Origin of the sequence: Nocardia sp. NPDC047654 (genome assembly GCF_043205035.1) — a bacterium.
Taxonomy (GTDB): Bacteria; Actinomycetota; Actinomycetes; order Mycobacteriales; family Mycobacteriaceae; genus Nocardia.
Map to the genome: position 1 here is coordinate 161168 of NZ_JBIDDF010000004.1, position 13592 is coordinate 174759.

Here is a 13592-nt window from a genome sequence, read left to right on the forward strand (position 1 = left end):
CTCGCCCTCTCGGTCACTGCTGCCGCTGTCCGACGGTGAAGTCGTGGCCCCACAGGCTCACCGCGGTGGATTCCCGCGCGATCCAGTCGTGGTCGTCCACTTCCAGGCCCTCACAACCGAATTCGACGTCGAAGCCGCCCGGCGTCTTCATGTAGAAGGAGAGCATCTTGTCGTTGACGTGCCGTCCGAGCGTCGCCGACATCTTGACCTTCTTGCGCAGCGCGCGGTCCAGGGCCAGCCCCACGTCGTCGGCGTTCTCCACCTCGATCATCAGGTGCACGATGCCGCTCGGCGTCGGCATGGGCAGGAAGGCCAGCGAGTGGTGGCGCGGGTTGCAGCCGAAGAAACGCAACCAGGCCGGCTCGCCGTCGGCCGGGCGCCCGACCATCTGCGGTGGCAGCCGCATCGAGTCGCGCAGCCGGAAGCCGAGCACATCGCGGTAGAACTCCAGTGCCGCCTTGTCGTCCTTGGTGCTGAGCACCACGTGCCCGAGCCCTTGCTCCTCGGTGACGAACTTGTGCCCGTAGGGACTGACCACCCGGCGATGCTCCAGCGCCGCGCCGTGGAACGCCTCCAGTGTGTTGCCGGAGGGGTCGTCGAACCGGATCAGCTCGTACACCCGGCGATCGGCCAGTTCGGCGGCGGTGCCCTCCTTGAAGGGCACGCCCGCCGCGTCCAGCCGGTTGCGGATGTCTTGCAGCTCTTCGGCATTGGCGGTTTCCCAGCCCGAGATCTGCAACCGGTCCTTCTCGCCGGGGACGATCACCAGCCGGGCCGGGAACTCGTCCATGCGCAAGTACAGCGCGCCGGGGTGGGCGCCTTTGCCCTCGACCATGCCGAGGACCTTCAGGCCGTACTCCCGCCAGGCGGCCATGTCGGTCGCCTCGATGCGCAGATATCCCAGTGAACGGATGCCCATCACTTCTCCTTGACGCCCGCGAGGAAATCGATCGCGAGCCGGTTGAATTCGTGGAACTTCTCCAGCTGTGCCCAGTGTCCGCATCCGCCGAAAACATGCAACTGCGCCCTGGGGATGACCTTGGTCGCCACCAGCGCCCCGTCGAGCGGGTTGACCCGGTCCTCGCGACCCCAGATCAGCAACACCGGCTGGCGCAGCTTGTAGGCGTCGCGCCAGAGCATGCCCTTCTCGAAGTCCGCGCTCGCGAACGACTTGCCCATCGCCCGGGTCGCGGCCAGCGCTTCGGGCGTGCTCGCCGAGGCGAACCGCTCGTCGATCAACTCCTCGGTGATCAGCGACTGGTCGAAGACCATGATGCGCAGGAACGCCTCCAGGTTCTGTCTGGTCGGCTCGTAATTGAACTTGGAAAGCAGCTTCACGCCCTCGGTCGGGTCGGGCGCGAACAAATTGGTGCTCAGCCCGCCCGGACCCATCAGGATCAGCTTGCCTGCCCGATCCGGGTAGTCCAGCGCGAACCGGACCGCCGCGCCGCCGCCGAGCGAGTTGCCCAGCAGGTGCACCCGCGTGGTGATCTCCAGGTGGTCGAGCAGATCCTTCAGGGCCGAGGCGCTGTGCACGAAGTACTGCGGATGCTCGGTCGGCTTGTCCGAGCGGCCGTAGCCGGGCTGGTCCACCGCGATCACGTGGAAGTGCTCGGCCAGCACCGGGATGTTGCGCGCGAAGTTCGACCACGAGGACGCGCCGGGCCCGCCGCCGTGCAGCAGGACGATCGTCGGCCCGTTGCCCACGCCCGCTTCGTGATAGTGCAGCCGCAGGTCGGGCCGCACCTGCGCGTAGCGCGAGGTCGATTCGGCGGTGAGTTCCGCGGTAGAGGTCACGCCGTCCTCCTAGACCATGCCGTCGGTGACGGGCAGGCCGAATTCGTGGGTGCCGTACATCAGGTACGCGCGCTCGGGATCGTTGGCCGCGTGCACCCGGCCCGCGTGCGCGTCGCGCCAGAAGCGTTGCAACGGCGTGCCGTTCGCCAGCGCGGTGGCCCCGGAGCTCTCGAACAGCTTGTCGATCGCCGCGATCGAACGACCGGTCGCGCGCACCTGGTCGCGCCTGGCCCGCACGCGTAGGTCGAACGGGATCTCCTCGCCCGCCACCAGCAGCGCGTACTCGTCGGCGACGTTGCCCGACAGCTGCCGCCACGCGGCGTCGATATCGCTGGCCGCCTCCGCGATGCGCACCTTGGCGAACGGATCCTCCTTGGCCTTCTCGCCCGCGTAGGCCGCGCGCACCCGCTTGCCCTGATGCTCGACGTGCGCCGCGTAGGCTCCGTAGGCCATGCCGACGATCGGGGTGGAGATGGTGGTGGGATGGATGGTGCCCCACGGCATCTTGTAGACCGGGTCCGGATTCTGTTCCAGGCCGGGCGACTTCAGCTCGCTCATGGCACGGAAGCTGAGGAACCGGTGCGACGGCACGAACACGTCCTTCACCACGACGGTGTTGGAACCGGTGCCGCGCAGGCCGACGACGTTCCACACGTCATCGATGCGGTAGTCGTCGCGCGGGATGAGGAAGCTGCCGAAATCCACCGGCTTGCCGTCCTTGATCACCGGGCCGCCGAGCACCGCCCAGGTGGCGTGATCGCAGCCGGACGACCAGGCCCACGCGCCGTTGACCAGGTAGCCGCCGTCGACGACCGTGCCCGCGCCCATCGGTGCGTAGGAGGAGGAGATCCGCACTTCGGTGTCCTCGCCCCAGACGTCTTCCTGCGCCTGCTGCGCGAACAGCGCGAGGTGCCAGTTGTGCACGCCCACAATGCCCGCCACCCAGCCGGTGGACCCGCACGCACTGGCGATCTTGCGCACGGTGTCGTAGAAGACCACCGGATCGGCGGCGTGACCGCCCCACTGCTTGGGCTGGAGCAACCGGAAGAAGCCGGTCTCCTGCAACGCCTTCATGCTTTCGTCGGGGATGCGCCGCAGGTCCTCGGCCTCCTGTGCGCGTTCGCGCAACGTCGGCAACAGCGCTTCGACCCGTTCGGTCACTTCTTGCGTCATCTCGGGACCTGCTCCTGCCTGGTCGGTTGATGTCCGAAATCTCATTTGCCTCTGAGACTAGAACAGGTTCCTATTTATGTCGAGAACCGGTGTTCACCCCTACCCGGACATGCGCTCATGCAGGAAGTGAGGTGAATCGCTGGCGCCTAGAGCGCCAGTTTTGTAACGTGTTCTAGTACAGATGGAGGAGGAATCGCGATGGCAGTTACCCCACAGGGCGGCGGTGCGAAGGTACGGGAGCTGGATGTCGGCACCGCACCCACCCGCTATGCGCGGGGATGGCATTGCCTGGGTCTGGCCAAGACGTTCCAGGACGGCAAGCCGCACGCGGTGAACATCTTCGGCACCAAGCTGGTCGTCTGGGCCGACAGCAACGGTGAACTGCGGGTGCTCGACGCCTACTGCAGGCACATGGGCGGCGACCTGAGCATGGGCGAGGTCAAGGGCGACGACATCGCCTGTCCGTTCCACGACTGGCGCTGGTCGGGCACCAACGGCAAGTGCACCGCGATTCCGTACGCGCGCCGGGTGCCGCCGCTGGCGCGCACCAGGAAGTGGACCACGCTGGAGCGCAATGGCCAGCTGTTCGTCTGGCACGACCACGAGGGCAGCCAGCCGCCGCCGGAGATCACGATTCCGCACATCGAGGGTCCTTACACCGACGCGGACGGCAATCCCACCGAGCAGCTCGACAGCGGCTGGACCGACTGGACCTGGAACTCGATGCTGATCGAGGGCGCCAACTGCCGCGAGATCATCGACAACGTCGTCGACATGGCCCACTTCTTCTACATCCATTTCGCCTTCCCGACGTACTTCAAGAACGTCTTCGAGGGGCACATCGCCACCCAGTTCCTGGAGACCAAAGGCAGGCCGGACATCGGCATGGCCTCCAAGTACGGGGGTGACACACTGCTCAAGTCCGAGGCCTCCTACTTCGGGCCCTCGTACATGATCAACCCGCTGATCAACATCTACAGCGGTTACGAGGTCAAAAGCGTCCTGATCAACTGCCACTATCCGGTCACCCAGGACTCCTTCGTCCTGCAATGGGGCATCACGCTGGAGAAACCCAAGGGCGTCGAGGGCGAGATGGCGACCAAGCTGGCGGAGAAGATGACCGAGGGCATCAGCGTCGGCTTCCTGCAGGACGTCGAGATCTGGAAGCACAAGTCCAAGGTCGAGAATCCGCTGCTGTGCGAGGAGGACGGACCGGTCTACCAGCTGCGTCGCTGGTACGACCAGTTCTACGTCGACCTGGCCGACGTCACCGAGAAGATGACCCAGCGTTTCGAGTTCGAGGTGGACACCACCAAGGCGAACGAGGCGTGGGAGGCCGAGGTCGCCGAGAACCTGCGGCGCAAGCGCGAGTCCGAGGAAGCCGAGGCAAGCGTCTGATGTCGGCCACCTGGGCGAAGGCACCCGATTTCGCCGACCAGCCCGCTCGGCGAGCCGAAGTGCGCGCCCAGACGGTGGTCGACCAGCAGCGCTATCTGGAGGACGGCCTGACCCCGCTGCGGTGTCAGGCCTGCCAGAGTCAGGTGCTGGTGCGCAAGAGCAGCCCGCACCAGACCTCGGTGCAGTGGACCGGCGATCCGGCCGAGCGCTGCCCGGTTTTCGCCGAACTCAGTGCGAGCGGTCACGGACCGGGCCGCCCCGACTCGTGTCCGAACCTCGAGCGCACCATCGCCTGGGCCGTGGACGAGGGCGTGCTCGAAATCCCCGAGTAGGCGGGGTATTCCGGGGCGGTCGGCGCGGCTCGGTTTGCCCGCCGATCGCCGTGGCGGTGACCGTGCTGTCGCGGGCGAGTCGTGCTCGGGCTACGTTGACGGGAACAAAAAGGACCTTCGTGCCGGAACGGACCACGTCCGATCCGGCGCCGTAGGAGGGAGTTTCCGCGATGCTGGTGCGGCATCTGGACTGCGCGACCATGTGCCCGGTCGGCGGGCGCGCGCTGCTGGGCAGCGGTGGGCTGCTGACCGGCGGGCTGGTCGGCCATTGCCTGCTCGTCGAATCCGATGACGGGCTGGTGCTGGTGGATACCGGGTTCGGCATGGCCGACGTGCTCGACCGCGGCCGGCTCGGTGCCGGCACCGCGCAATTGCTGCGACCTCGGCTGCGTCCGGAACTCACCGCGCTGCACCAGATCCGCGGGCTCGGCTATCGGCGCGAGGACGTCCGGCACATCGTGCTGACCCATCTGGATATCGATCACGCCGGCGGGCTGTCCGATTTCCCCGACGCGACAGTGCACGTCTTCGCCGACGAACTCGACGCGGCGATCCAGCGTCCCACCCTCGGGGAGAAACTGCGTTACCAGCCGCGCCAGTGGGAGCACGGCCCGCGCTGGCTTGCCCACGAAACCGGTGCGGACACCTGGTTCGGCTTCACCGCCGTCCCGGTGCTCGAGGACATCATGTTGATTCCGCTGGTCGGGCACACCCGCGGGCACAGCGGCGTCGCGGTCCGGCAGAGCGACGGGTGGTTGCTGCACTGCGGTGACGCCTATTTCCACCACCGGCAGCTGGCAGCGGGAAGGTCGCGCCCGCCGGTCGGGCTCGGCGTCTTCGAGATCCTCGCGAGCACGCTGGGCCGCGAGCGGGTGGAGAATCTGGAGCGGCTGCGCACACTGCGCGCCGACCACGGTGACCGGGTGCGGATGTTCAGTGCCCACGACCCGCACGAACTCGCCCAATTCGCCACCATGCCGGTGCGCTGAACCCGCTCAGTCCAGCCGGAAGTCCGCGAAGTCGAATCCCGGCGCGACGATGCAGCTGACCAGCACGTATTCCGAGCCGGCCGGTCGCGCCGACTGGCTGACGCCACCCGGCACCACGACCTGGAGCGCCTGACCGCGCTCCAGATCGGGGCCGAGGATCACCACCTCCCCGCCGATGTCCAGAGCCAGCGGCCCGCCGCGATGCCAGAGCCACAGCTCGTCGGAGCGCACGGTGTGCGGGGCCGACTGCTCGCCCGGCAACAGCAGGAAATGGATCGCCGTGGCGGCGGAGCGCGGGCCCGGGTAGCCCTCCGGTGTGAATTCCACCGGGCTGCGCCAGGTTTCGCGATACCAGCCGCCCTCCGGGTGCGGCGCGAGATCGAGTGCGACGGCGAGCGGCGGCCGGTTGTCGGTCATCGTTCGACTATGCCCGATCACCGCCGCGATCGGTTTCCTCGATACGCCAGGTGATGCCGAAAGGAGCGAGCGCGTCGAGGAAGTCGGTCGCGTCGAACGCCTCGGCGGCCGCCAGTGCCCCCGGTGCGGCGGCGTCCTCGGTCAGCCGGACGGCTGTCTCCACCGCCATCAGCGCCGAATCGCGGTAGGAGTCGACGCCGCTGAGCACGCCCCGGACGCGATGTCCGTCCGCGCCGAACGCGTCGACGACGAGGTCGTAGCGCAGGTCCGCGCTGGGCGCGTCGGGTAGCGCGTCGATGAGTTCGGCGGTGAACCCGCTGAGCGTGCCGAGGATCGAGGTGGCGAGGACGCCTTCGACGTAGGAGACGTCCGAGTGCCGGGGGATGGTGAGCACGGGGGGCTGCGGAAATTTCGCGACCGCGGTCGGCTCGGTGTGACCGGGGAAGGTGATTTTGTCGTGGCGCGCGGTCGCGCCGGTGCGCAGTTCGCCATCGGCGTAGTGCCAGCCACCGCCGCGGAACCAGTCCAAGCTGGCGAAGACCGTCTTGGCGCTGCCTTTCGAACCGTTGCCGCCGCTGTTGCTCAGGTGGCTCAGCACCACCTCGGCCGGGCCGGTCACCCGGCGCGTGGTGAGGTGAGCGAGCAGATCGCCAGGGAGATTGCTGTCGGTGATGCCGGACACCACGGTGACGCCCGCCGCCGCCGCGCGCGGGCCGAACTCGTCGAAGACCCGTTTCAGGAACAGTTGCTCGCCGGACATGTCGGTGTAGTGGGCGCCGGTGTCGATGGCCGCGGCGAGCACCGCCGCGCCGTGCTCCACGTAGGCGGGCAGGCTGCTGATCACCACGTCGGCTCCGGTGAACGCGGTGACGAGGGCCGCGTGGTCGGTCAGATCGGCGACCCGGACATCGGCGTCGGGCAGGTTCGCCGCATCGGCGGCGGCGCGGATGCGATCGGCATCGCGGCCGACCAGGATCGGGACGAGGTTGCGGCGGCGCAGTTCCTCGAGCAAGTAACCGCCGGTGTGTCCGGTAGCGCCGTAGACGGCGATGACGGGGGAGGCTTCGGTTGATGTCATGAGAACGAATCTATTGCCATCAGTCGAGTAGACCAATGTTTATAAAGCGCAATAATTTGTCCAAAACGCTCACGGCAAGAGTGTTACGGTATACAAGTGGACATCCTCAGCGAGGCCATCGCGGCGATCCGCACCGGCAGCCCCACCTCCGGCCTGTTCATCCGGCACGCGCCGTGGGGCCGCCGATATCCCGTGGTGCCCGGCGCGGGTTTCCACGTCGTCTTGCAGGGCTCGTGCTGGGTGGTGCCGACCGACGGTGAGCCGATGGCGCTCGGTGCGGGGGACGTGTTGTTCATGCCGCGCGGGGCCGACCACGACCTGGTGGACAGCATGGACAGCCCGGTCACCGAGACCGCGCTGCCCGGCGAGCCCAGGGAGATCGTGGGGCCCGGCGTCCGGACCGCGCTGCTGTGCGGCGCCTATGAGCTCGGACGCGGGCGCAGCCACCCCATCCTCGACGAGCTGCCCGAGTTCATTCATCTGCCCGCGCGGCCGGGGCGTCATCCGGCGCTGCGCGGCGCCGTCGACCTGCTGGCCGCGGAGATCGCCGAGCCGCGTCCGGGCAGCGACGCGGCCGTGCCCGCGATCCTCGAGACGTTGCTGCTGTTCATTCTGCGCGCCTGGTTCGACGAGCAGGCCGATGTGCGATCCTCCGGCTGGGCGGGCGCTTTCGCCGACCCCGCGGTGGCCGCGGTGCTGCGCGCCGTGCACGAGCAGCCCGCGCGAGCATGGACCGTGACGGATCTAGGTGACATCGCGGGCGTCTCCCGCGCGACCCTCGCCCGCCGCTTCACCGCGACGGTCGGCGAACCGCCATTGGCCTACGTCACCCGCTGGCGCATGCTCACCGCCGCCCGCCTGCTCCGCGACACCGACGGCAGTCTCGGCGCCGTGGCTCGCCGGGTCGGTTACACCTCCGAATTCGCCTTCGCGAAAGCCTTCAAGCGCGAATACGGCTTGGCGCCGGGGCAATACCGCCGCATGGGTGAGGACACGCCTCTGGTCGCGGTGTGACCGACCTGTCCGCACTCAGGTGTGTGAGGGGCGCCGTCGTACCCGACCGGACCATGTGGTCTGCCCGGCGCGGATCGAAGCCGACACTCCCGCATGCCCTTCGGGCGCGAACGAGCCGGGCGGGCTGTCGCCGAACTCAGCTGAACGGCGAGCGCGGGCGTTCCTGGAGTTCACCGTCCACGTAGATGTCGACCTTCTCGTTGTAGAAGCAGACCAGTCCGGCGACCTTCTGGCTCTCCGGAAGCGGCGTGCGGTAGCCCCAGACGTAGTCGGGATACTCCTTGCCCTCGACGCGGACGGTCCAGTAGTCGGCGGTGCCCTTGTACGGGCAGCTGGTGTGGGTGGCCGACGGGTGCAGCAAGTCCATGCGGACATCGGTCATCGGCAGGTAATACCGTGCGGGCAAACCGGTTTCGAAGAGGATGCGCGGCGCACGGGAGTCGGCGACGGTGACGCCGTCGATCTCCACCCGCACATGCCGTGAGCTGGCCAGGATGTCGACGCGCGAGTACGGGTTGCGCGGATGGACGTAGATCGGCTCGTCCTCCTCGAACCACTCGTCCATCGCGTTCCACTCCAACCGCACCAGATCGCGCAATTCGGTGAGCGGCGAGTCGTGATATCGCAGCGCAGCGCCGCCCGCCGTCGTGCCGTCGACCATGACGTCGTAGACGGTCGCGTCGCCGCGGCTGGCGGAGTGCTGGGTATGTCCGTTCGGTTCCAGCTTCGCGCGCAGATCCGCGACCGGCAGATAGTAGGCGGGATAGTGCGGGTTCTCCCACACGAGCACCGGCCGCGCGCTGTCGGCCACGAGATGACCGCCCAGATAGACGCGCACCCGCTTCTGACTGGTCTCGACGCTGACGCGGCCCCGCTTCGCTTCGGTCATATTTCTCGACCGTACTCCTCGCACCGGCAGGCGCCAGGGGCGGAAACGCCGGAGGCAGCCACGGTGGTGGCTGCCTCCGGCGGGTATCGGGTCAGTCGTCGCCGACCGTGATGGCCTGGGCTTCCTCGACGCTGTGCGGTGCGGGATCGTGGTCGTCGAGGTGGGCCAAGGCGGTGCGCCCGGCCATCAGCACGACCACCGCGGCGGCGGTACATGCCGCGCCCACCCAGAACGGCAGTGCGATGCTGTGCTCGCCGAGCTTGCCCGCGAGGTGGGGCGCGGCGGCGCCGCCCGCGAAGCGGACGAAGCTGTAGGCCGCCGAAGCGGTGGACCGCTCGACCGGCGCCGAGATCATCACGGCCTCGGTGATCAGCGTGTTGTTCACGCCGAGGAACAGGCCCGCCAGCACGGTGCCGATGATCAGCACCGGCTTGTGCTCGGCGAAGACGGCCATCATCGCCAGATCCACCGCGAACAGCCCCAGGGAGAGTCCCATCATCGGCAGCGAACCGAACCGGCGCTGCAAGCGGGGAGCCAGGAACACCGACGCGATCGCCAGCAGCACTCCCCAGCCGCAGAAGATGAAGCCGATCGCGTAGGTGCCCATGTCCAGCGGGAACGGGGTGTAGGCGAGCAGCGTGAAGAAGCCGAAGTTGTACAGCAGGGCGGTGATGCTCACGATCAGCAGACCGCGGTGGCGCAACGCGCGGAACGGCGCGGTGATCGAGGTGCGCTGGGCCGGCCTGGGGCCTTCCGGAAGCAGGACGACGATGCTGACCAGCGCGACGGCCATCAGCGCCGAGACACCGAAGAACGGTCCGCGCCAGCTGATTCCGCCGAGCACGCCGCCGACCAGGGGGCCGGTCGCGATGCCGATGCCCAGCGCCGCCTCGTACAGGATGATCGCGCGGGCCACGCCGCCGCTGGCCGCGCCGACGATGGTGGCCAGCGCGGTGGCGATGAACAGCGCGTTGCCCAGACCCCAGCCCGCGCGGAAGCCGACGATCTGCGCCACCGTGTCGGACATGCCGGCCAGCGCGGCGAACACGATGATGATCGCCAGGCCCGCCAGCAGCGTCTTCTTGGCGCCGAAGCGACTCGACACCACGCCGGTGATCAGCATGGCCACGCCCGTGACCAGCATGTAGCTGGTGAACAGCAGCGACACCTGGGAAGGTGAGGCGTGCAGTTGTTCGCCGATCGGTTTGAGAATGGGATCGACCAGGCCGATGCCCATGAACGCGATCACGCTCGCGAACGCGACCGCCCAGACGGCTTTCGGTTGCTTGGTGTCGTCCGCGGCAGGGGCCGCGGCGCGGGTGGGAGCCAAGGTGCTCATCAATGTCCCCTCGAGATCGGATCGTGCTGTCGCGTAGCCGTTTTCAAGGCCTCCAGCAAGTCGTGTAATTCGGTGTCCAGCCGCGCCAGGCGTTCGGCGTCGAAGCCGGGAAGATGTCCGCCGATCGCGGCGGCGAATGCTCGGCGGAACTCGGCCAGACGGGCCCGCCCGGCCGGGGTGAGTTCGACGATCACGGCCCGGAAGTCCTCCGGGTCCTTGCGCCGGCTCGCGAAACCTTCCGCGACCAGCTTGCCGATCAGCGCCGTTGCCGCAGGCTGTGAACATCGGTCGATCCTGGCGAATTCGCTGACCCGCAGCGCTCCGTGTTCGTCGAGCACCGCCAGTGCCCGCAACATCGCGCGCGGCAGGTCGTCGCCGCTGATCACCCCGGCCAGCCGAGTGAGCCTGCCCGCGGTGACGAGAAGGTCGACGACGATGTCATCCGCTGCGTTCACCTGAGCTTGCTGCACAGGAAATATTATTACATAGGCTAACTATCTATTGGCGGTGAAGTCGGCCACATGATCCGAAGCGGGGTGCCCCGGTGGAGCGACCGGCTCCATCGGGGCTATCGCAGGTGAACCGCACTGGCGTCGAAGGTGTTGTCCGACAGGCGCGATCGAACGGATCAAGCCGTTTCCTCGTAGCGGATGTCGAATTTCGCCGCGATCGGATTGATCTTCACCGGGTCCAGCGCTCCATCGGTCAGCACCGACGCACCGGCTTCGAAGAGGTCCTCCAGGTAGCACTCCCAGCCGCCGGGGGAGGAGATCTGGAGTACTCGTGGCGGTGGCTGCGACCCGCAGCGCAGGGCGTGGGGCACGCCGTGTGGCAGCAGTGCGAACATGCCTCGGGTCGCGGAGAGCGTCCGATCGTCGAATTCGACGTCGAGGGTGCCTTCGAGTACGTAGATGCACTCGTCGGCGACGTGATGGGTATGCCGGGGGATATCGCGCGCGAGGGTCACCTCCAGCAGGGAGAACCTGCCTTCGGTGTCGGCGGTGGTGGCTTTCACCGCGAAGGCGGGCGGCAACGGCACCCGCCCGGCCCGTGCCTCGCCTGGGTTCAGGACGCGGAAACGTTTGTGGGACATGAACTGCTACCCTTCGATGACATGAAACGGAATCGGATTCCGATTCCGGTTGAAGGGTAAACATGGAAGGATCGCCGGTGTCAAGGCCACCATCGCCCCGCCCGCGACGCGCGGACGCCGCGCTCAACCGCGCCCGCATCCTGGCTGCGGCTCGCACGCTGTTCGCCGAGCGCGGCAGTGCGGTGCAACTGCCCGAGATCGCTCGCGCCGCGGAGGTCGGTATCGGTACCGTCTACCGCCATTTCCCCACCCAGGCCGACCTCATCGAGGCAGCGGCGGCGCAGCGCTTCGCCGAGATCGAGGATTTCGCCCGCACCGAATGCCTGCGTGCCGAGCCGGGGGAAGGGCTCGCCCGCTATCTGCGCCACGTAGGGGAGGTGCTGACCGCCGACCGGGGCTTGTCGGCGGCCATCGAGGCGGCGCGGCAGTCGGCGGGCAGCGCGCCGCGTGGCGAATCGCGCAGCAGGCTCGAGGAGGTGATCGGCGAGCTCGTCGAGCGGGATCGGGCGGCCGGGACGGTGCGCGACGACTGCACGGTGACGGACGTCTACATGATCGTCGGCGCGATGTCCGCGACGATCGGCAGCGGTAGCGGTGATTGGCGGCGGTTCGTGGAGATCGTTCTGGACGGCCTGCGCCCCGGCGCGGCCGGTAGACGCTCGAACGAGTGAGTCAGCCGGGGGCTATGTTGGCGTTGCGGTGGAAGACGTTGCACGGATCGTAGGCGGCCTTGATGCGGGCCAGCTTCGCGTATTTGACGCTTCCGTAGGATTCGCGGACCCGGTCGCGGTCCGTGTCCGCCATGAAGTTCACATACCCGCCGCGGTTGGAAGCCATGGGGCGCAACGCTTCCCACGTTCTGCGCACCCAGTCCCGGTCGAGGGCGAACGTCTCGGCGTCGGGAGCCATCGCGGTGATGTTGCACCCGTAATGTGGGGTGCGCGCGCCGCCGAATGCCGTGTCGTCCTCACCGACGGTGCTGAACGCGCCGCTGAGCGGAAAGATCGGCATGAACGACAGCGGCGCGGTCTTCTCGGCGGCGTTCGCGGTCAGGACCGCGATCACGTCGTTCGAGAAATCGCCGAGGTCGAGTGCCTTCTCGTATCCGCGCAAGCCCCACGGCGCCGCGCCGTCGAGCATCCGTTGCAGCCCGGCGTACGGGACGGGGCCGAGGAATTCGAACAGCGGCGGCAGTGCTTCGCGGATCGGCGCCACCGCGGCGGTGTGCTCCTCGGCTGTGCCGAAACCCGCGACGATCAGGGCGTGCCCCGCTCGGCCGTGGTATCGCTCCGGAACGAAAGGCGCCGGCGGCGCCGACATCGCCAGCGCTATCAACGCGCCCGACCGACGCGGCAGAGTGGGAATGAACTCCCGGATCAGGCGCAGCGCATCCGTCCCGTCCGGCATGTCCCAGAAGAACAGGCCGAGGTGCACTTCCGGCCCGACGTGATGCAGGCGGTATTCGAATTCGGTGACGACGCCGAAATTGCCGCCGCCCCCACGCAATGCCCAGAACAAATCCGCGTTCTCGTTCTCGGACGCGCGCAGCACCTGGCCGCCGGCGAGAACCACCTGCGCCGAGACGAGGTTGTCGATGGCCAGCCCGGCCATGCGGGTCAGCCAGCCCATGCCGCCGCCGAGGGTGAGGCCGCCGACGCCGGTGTCGCTGACCACTCCGCCGGTCACCGCGAGCCCGTATGCCTGGGTCGCGGCGTCCAGATCCGCCATCGTCGCTCCGCCGCCGACCCGGGCTCGCTCGGCCTCCGGATTCACCACGACGCCCTTCAGCGCGCTGAGGTTGATCATCAGGCCGCCCTCGCCGACCGCGGTCCCGCTGTAGGAGTGGGCGCCGCCGCGAACGGATATCTCCAGCCCGCGGTCCCTGCCGAAGGCCAGCGCCGCGGCCACGTCGTCGGACGACACGCACTGAGCTATCACCGCGGGGTGCCGGTCGATGTCGGCGTTCCAGATGGCGCGAGCCCGGTCGTACCCGGTGTCGCCGGGGCCGAACACCGGCCCGTCCATCGTGGAACGTAGTACCTCGAGATCGGAATTCACTGTTCGCGTCATGGC

General features: G+C 68.1%; 15 protein-coding genes. 5 read left to right on the top strand and 10 right to left on the bottom strand.

Going from position 1 to position 13592, the window contains the following annotated elements:
- Positions 1-13: 13 nt before the first annotated feature.
- Genes hsaC through hsaA form a run of 3 tightly spaced genes read right to left on the bottom strand, consistent with a single transcriptional unit; the run spans position 14 to position 2970 of the window.
- Positions 14-919, bottom strand: a complete 906-nt coding sequence (gene hsaC, locus ACGF7Y_RS16415; protein ID WP_357119877.1) for an iron-dependent extradiol dioxygenase HsaC — start codon at positions 917-919, stop codon at positions 14-16.
- Positions 919-1797: a 4,5:9,10-diseco-3-hydroxy-5,9,17-trioxoandrosta-1(10),2-diene-4-oate hydrolase gene (gene hsaD, locus ACGF7Y_RS16420; protein ID WP_062968805.1), complete on the bottom strand. Its 879-nt coding sequence runs from the start codon at positions 1795-1797 to the stop codon at positions 919-921. Before hsaD ends, hsaC begins: the two co-directional genes overlap by 1 nt.
- Before the next feature lie 9 nt (positions 1798-1806).
- Positions 1807-2970 carry a 3-hydroxy-9,10-secoandrosta-1,3,5(10)-triene-9,17-dione monooxygenase oxygenase subunit gene (hsaA, locus tag ACGF7Y_RS16425; RefSeq protein ID WP_063049346.1) on the bottom strand — a complete coding sequence of 388 codons (1164 nt, stop codon included), beginning with the start codon at positions 2968-2970 and terminating at the stop codon, positions 1807-1809.
- Positions 2971-3168: 198 nt separating this feature from the next.
- Between hsaA and ACGF7Y_RS16430 the strand changes: the two genes are divergently transcribed.
- The 3 genes from ACGF7Y_RS16430 to ACGF7Y_RS16440 all read left to right on the top strand — a co-directional run bounded on the left by ACGF7Y_RS16430 (position 3169) and on the right by ACGF7Y_RS16440 (position 5689).
- Positions 3169-4368 carry a Rieske 2Fe-2S domain-containing protein gene (locus tag ACGF7Y_RS16430; protein WP_393234342.1) on the top strand — a complete coding sequence of 400 codons (1200 nt, stop codon included), beginning with the start codon at positions 3169-3171 and terminating at the stop codon, positions 4366-4368.
- Positions 4368-4700 (top strand): hypothetical protein, encoded by a 333-nt coding sequence (locus tag ACGF7Y_RS16435; RefSeq protein ID WP_393234345.1) that lies wholly within the window; start codon positions 4368-4370, stop codon positions 4698-4700. Before ACGF7Y_RS16430 ends, ACGF7Y_RS16435 begins: the two co-directional genes overlap by 1 nt.
- Before the next feature lie 170 nt (positions 4701-4870).
- Positions 4871-5689, top strand: coding sequence for an MBL fold metallo-hydrolase (locus tag ACGF7Y_RS16440; protein WP_357038300.1), 819 nt, complete (start codon positions 4871-4873; stop codon positions 5687-5689).
- Between the two features lie 6 nt (positions 5690-5695).
- Here ACGF7Y_RS16440 and ACGF7Y_RS16445 read toward each other — a convergent pair whose 3' ends face one another.
- A complete protein-coding gene (locus tag ACGF7Y_RS16445; protein ID WP_393234347.1) occupies positions 5696-6106 on the bottom strand; it encodes a cupin domain-containing protein in 411 nt (136 codons plus the stop codon).
- 7 nt (positions 6107-6113) lie between these two features.
- Positions 6114-7184 (bottom strand): saccharopine dehydrogenase NADP-binding domain-containing protein, encoded by a 1071-nt coding sequence (locus tag ACGF7Y_RS16450; protein ID WP_393234349.1) that lies wholly within the window; start codon positions 7182-7184, stop codon positions 6114-6116.
- A gap of 96 nt (positions 7185-7280) precedes the next feature.
- Between ACGF7Y_RS16450 and ACGF7Y_RS16455 the strand changes: the two genes are divergently transcribed.
- On the top strand, positions 7281-8198 hold the full coding sequence (locus ACGF7Y_RS16455) for an AraC family transcriptional regulator (RefSeq protein WP_393234352.1): 918 nt from the start codon (positions 7281-7283) through the stop codon (positions 8196-8198).
- 136 nt (positions 8199-8334) lie between these two features.
- On the opposite strand, the gene ACGF7Y_RS16460 is transcribed toward ACGF7Y_RS16455, so the two are convergent.
- The 4 genes from ACGF7Y_RS16460 to ACGF7Y_RS16475 form a co-directional block, all read right to left on the bottom strand.
- On the bottom strand, positions 8335-9087 hold the full coding sequence (locus ACGF7Y_RS16460) for a DUF427 domain-containing protein (protein ID WP_393234354.1): 753 nt from the start codon (positions 9085-9087) through the stop codon (positions 8335-8337).
- A gap of 91 nt (positions 9088-9178) precedes the next feature.
- The gene (locus ACGF7Y_RS16465; RefSeq protein ID WP_393234357.1) at positions 9179-10426 is read right to left on the bottom strand and encodes an MFS transporter; all 1248 of its coding nucleotides are present in this window, start codon (positions 10424-10426) and stop codon (positions 9179-9181) included.
- Positions 10426-10881: a MarR family winged helix-turn-helix transcriptional regulator gene (locus tag ACGF7Y_RS16470; protein ID WP_393234360.1), complete on the bottom strand. Its 456-nt coding sequence runs from the start codon at positions 10879-10881 to the stop codon at positions 10426-10428. The genes ACGF7Y_RS16465 and ACGF7Y_RS16470 overlap by 1 nt, the downstream gene beginning before the upstream one ends.
- 173 nt (positions 10882-11054) lie before the next feature.
- A complete protein-coding gene (locus tag ACGF7Y_RS16475) occupies positions 11055-11519 on the bottom strand; it encodes a cupin domain-containing protein (protein WP_393234363.1) in 465 nt (154 codons plus the stop codon).
- 77 nt (positions 11520-11596) lie between these two features.
- On the opposite strand from ACGF7Y_RS16475, the gene ACGF7Y_RS16480 reads away from it, so the two are divergent.
- Positions 11597-12190, top strand: a complete 594-nt coding sequence (locus ACGF7Y_RS16480) for a TetR/AcrR family transcriptional regulator (protein ID WP_393234366.1) — start codon at positions 11597-11599, stop codon at positions 12188-12190.
- A 1-nt stretch (position 12191) separates the two neighbouring features.
- Here ACGF7Y_RS16480 and ACGF7Y_RS16485 read toward each other — a convergent pair whose 3' ends face one another.
- Positions 12192-13589, bottom strand: coding sequence for an FAD-binding oxidoreductase (locus tag ACGF7Y_RS16485; RefSeq protein WP_393234369.1), 1398 nt, complete (start codon positions 13587-13589; stop codon positions 12192-12194).
- Between the last annotated feature and the right edge of the window lie 3 nt (positions 13590-13592).

What these genes read in the sequence shown, in the direction of transcription:
- ACGF7Y_RS16430 (WP_393234342.1), top strand. Translation starts at nt 3,169, where the DNA reads ATGGCAGTTACCCCACAGGGCGGCGGTGCGAAGGTACGGGAGCTGGAT.
- ACGF7Y_RS16445 (WP_393234347.1), bottom strand. Translation starts at nt 6,106, where the DNA reads ATGACCGACAACCGGCCGCCGCTCGCCGTCGCACTCGATCTCGCGCCG.
- ACGF7Y_RS16450 (WP_393234349.1), bottom strand. Translation starts at nt 7,184, where the DNA reads ATGACATCAACCGAAGCCTCCCCCGTCATCGCCGTCTACGGCGCTACC.
- ACGF7Y_RS16460 (WP_393234354.1), bottom strand. Translation starts at nt 9,087, where the DNA reads ATGACCGAAGCGAAGCGGGGCCGCGTCAGCGTCGAGACCAGTCAGAAG.
- hsaC (WP_357119877.1), bottom strand. Translation starts at nt 919, where the DNA reads ATGGGCATCCGTTCACTGGGATATCTGCGCATCGAGGCGACCGACATG.
- hsaA (WP_063049346.1), bottom strand. Translation starts at nt 2,970, where the DNA reads ATGACGCAAGAAGTGACCGAACGGGTCGAAGCGCTGTTGCCGACGTTG.
- ACGF7Y_RS16485 (WP_393234369.1), bottom strand. Translation starts at nt 13,589, where the DNA reads ATGACGCGAACAGTGAATTCCGATCTCGAGGTACTACGTTCCACGATG.
- ACGF7Y_RS16465 (WP_393234357.1), bottom strand. Translation starts at nt 10,426, where the DNA reads ATGAGCACCTTGGCTCCCACCCGCGCCGCGGCCCCTGCCGCGGACGAC.
- ACGF7Y_RS16435 (WP_393234345.1), top strand. Translation starts at nt 4,368, where the DNA reads ATGTCGGCCACCTGGGCGAAGGCACCCGATTTCGCCGACCAGCCCGCT.
- ACGF7Y_RS16475 (WP_393234363.1), bottom strand. Translation starts at nt 11,519, where the DNA reads ATGTCCCACAAACGTTTCCGCGTCCTGAACCCAGGCGAGGCACGGGCC.
- ACGF7Y_RS16440 (WP_357038300.1), top strand. Translation starts at nt 4,871, where the DNA reads ATGCTGGTGCGGCATCTGGACTGCGCGACCATGTGCCCGGTCGGCGGG.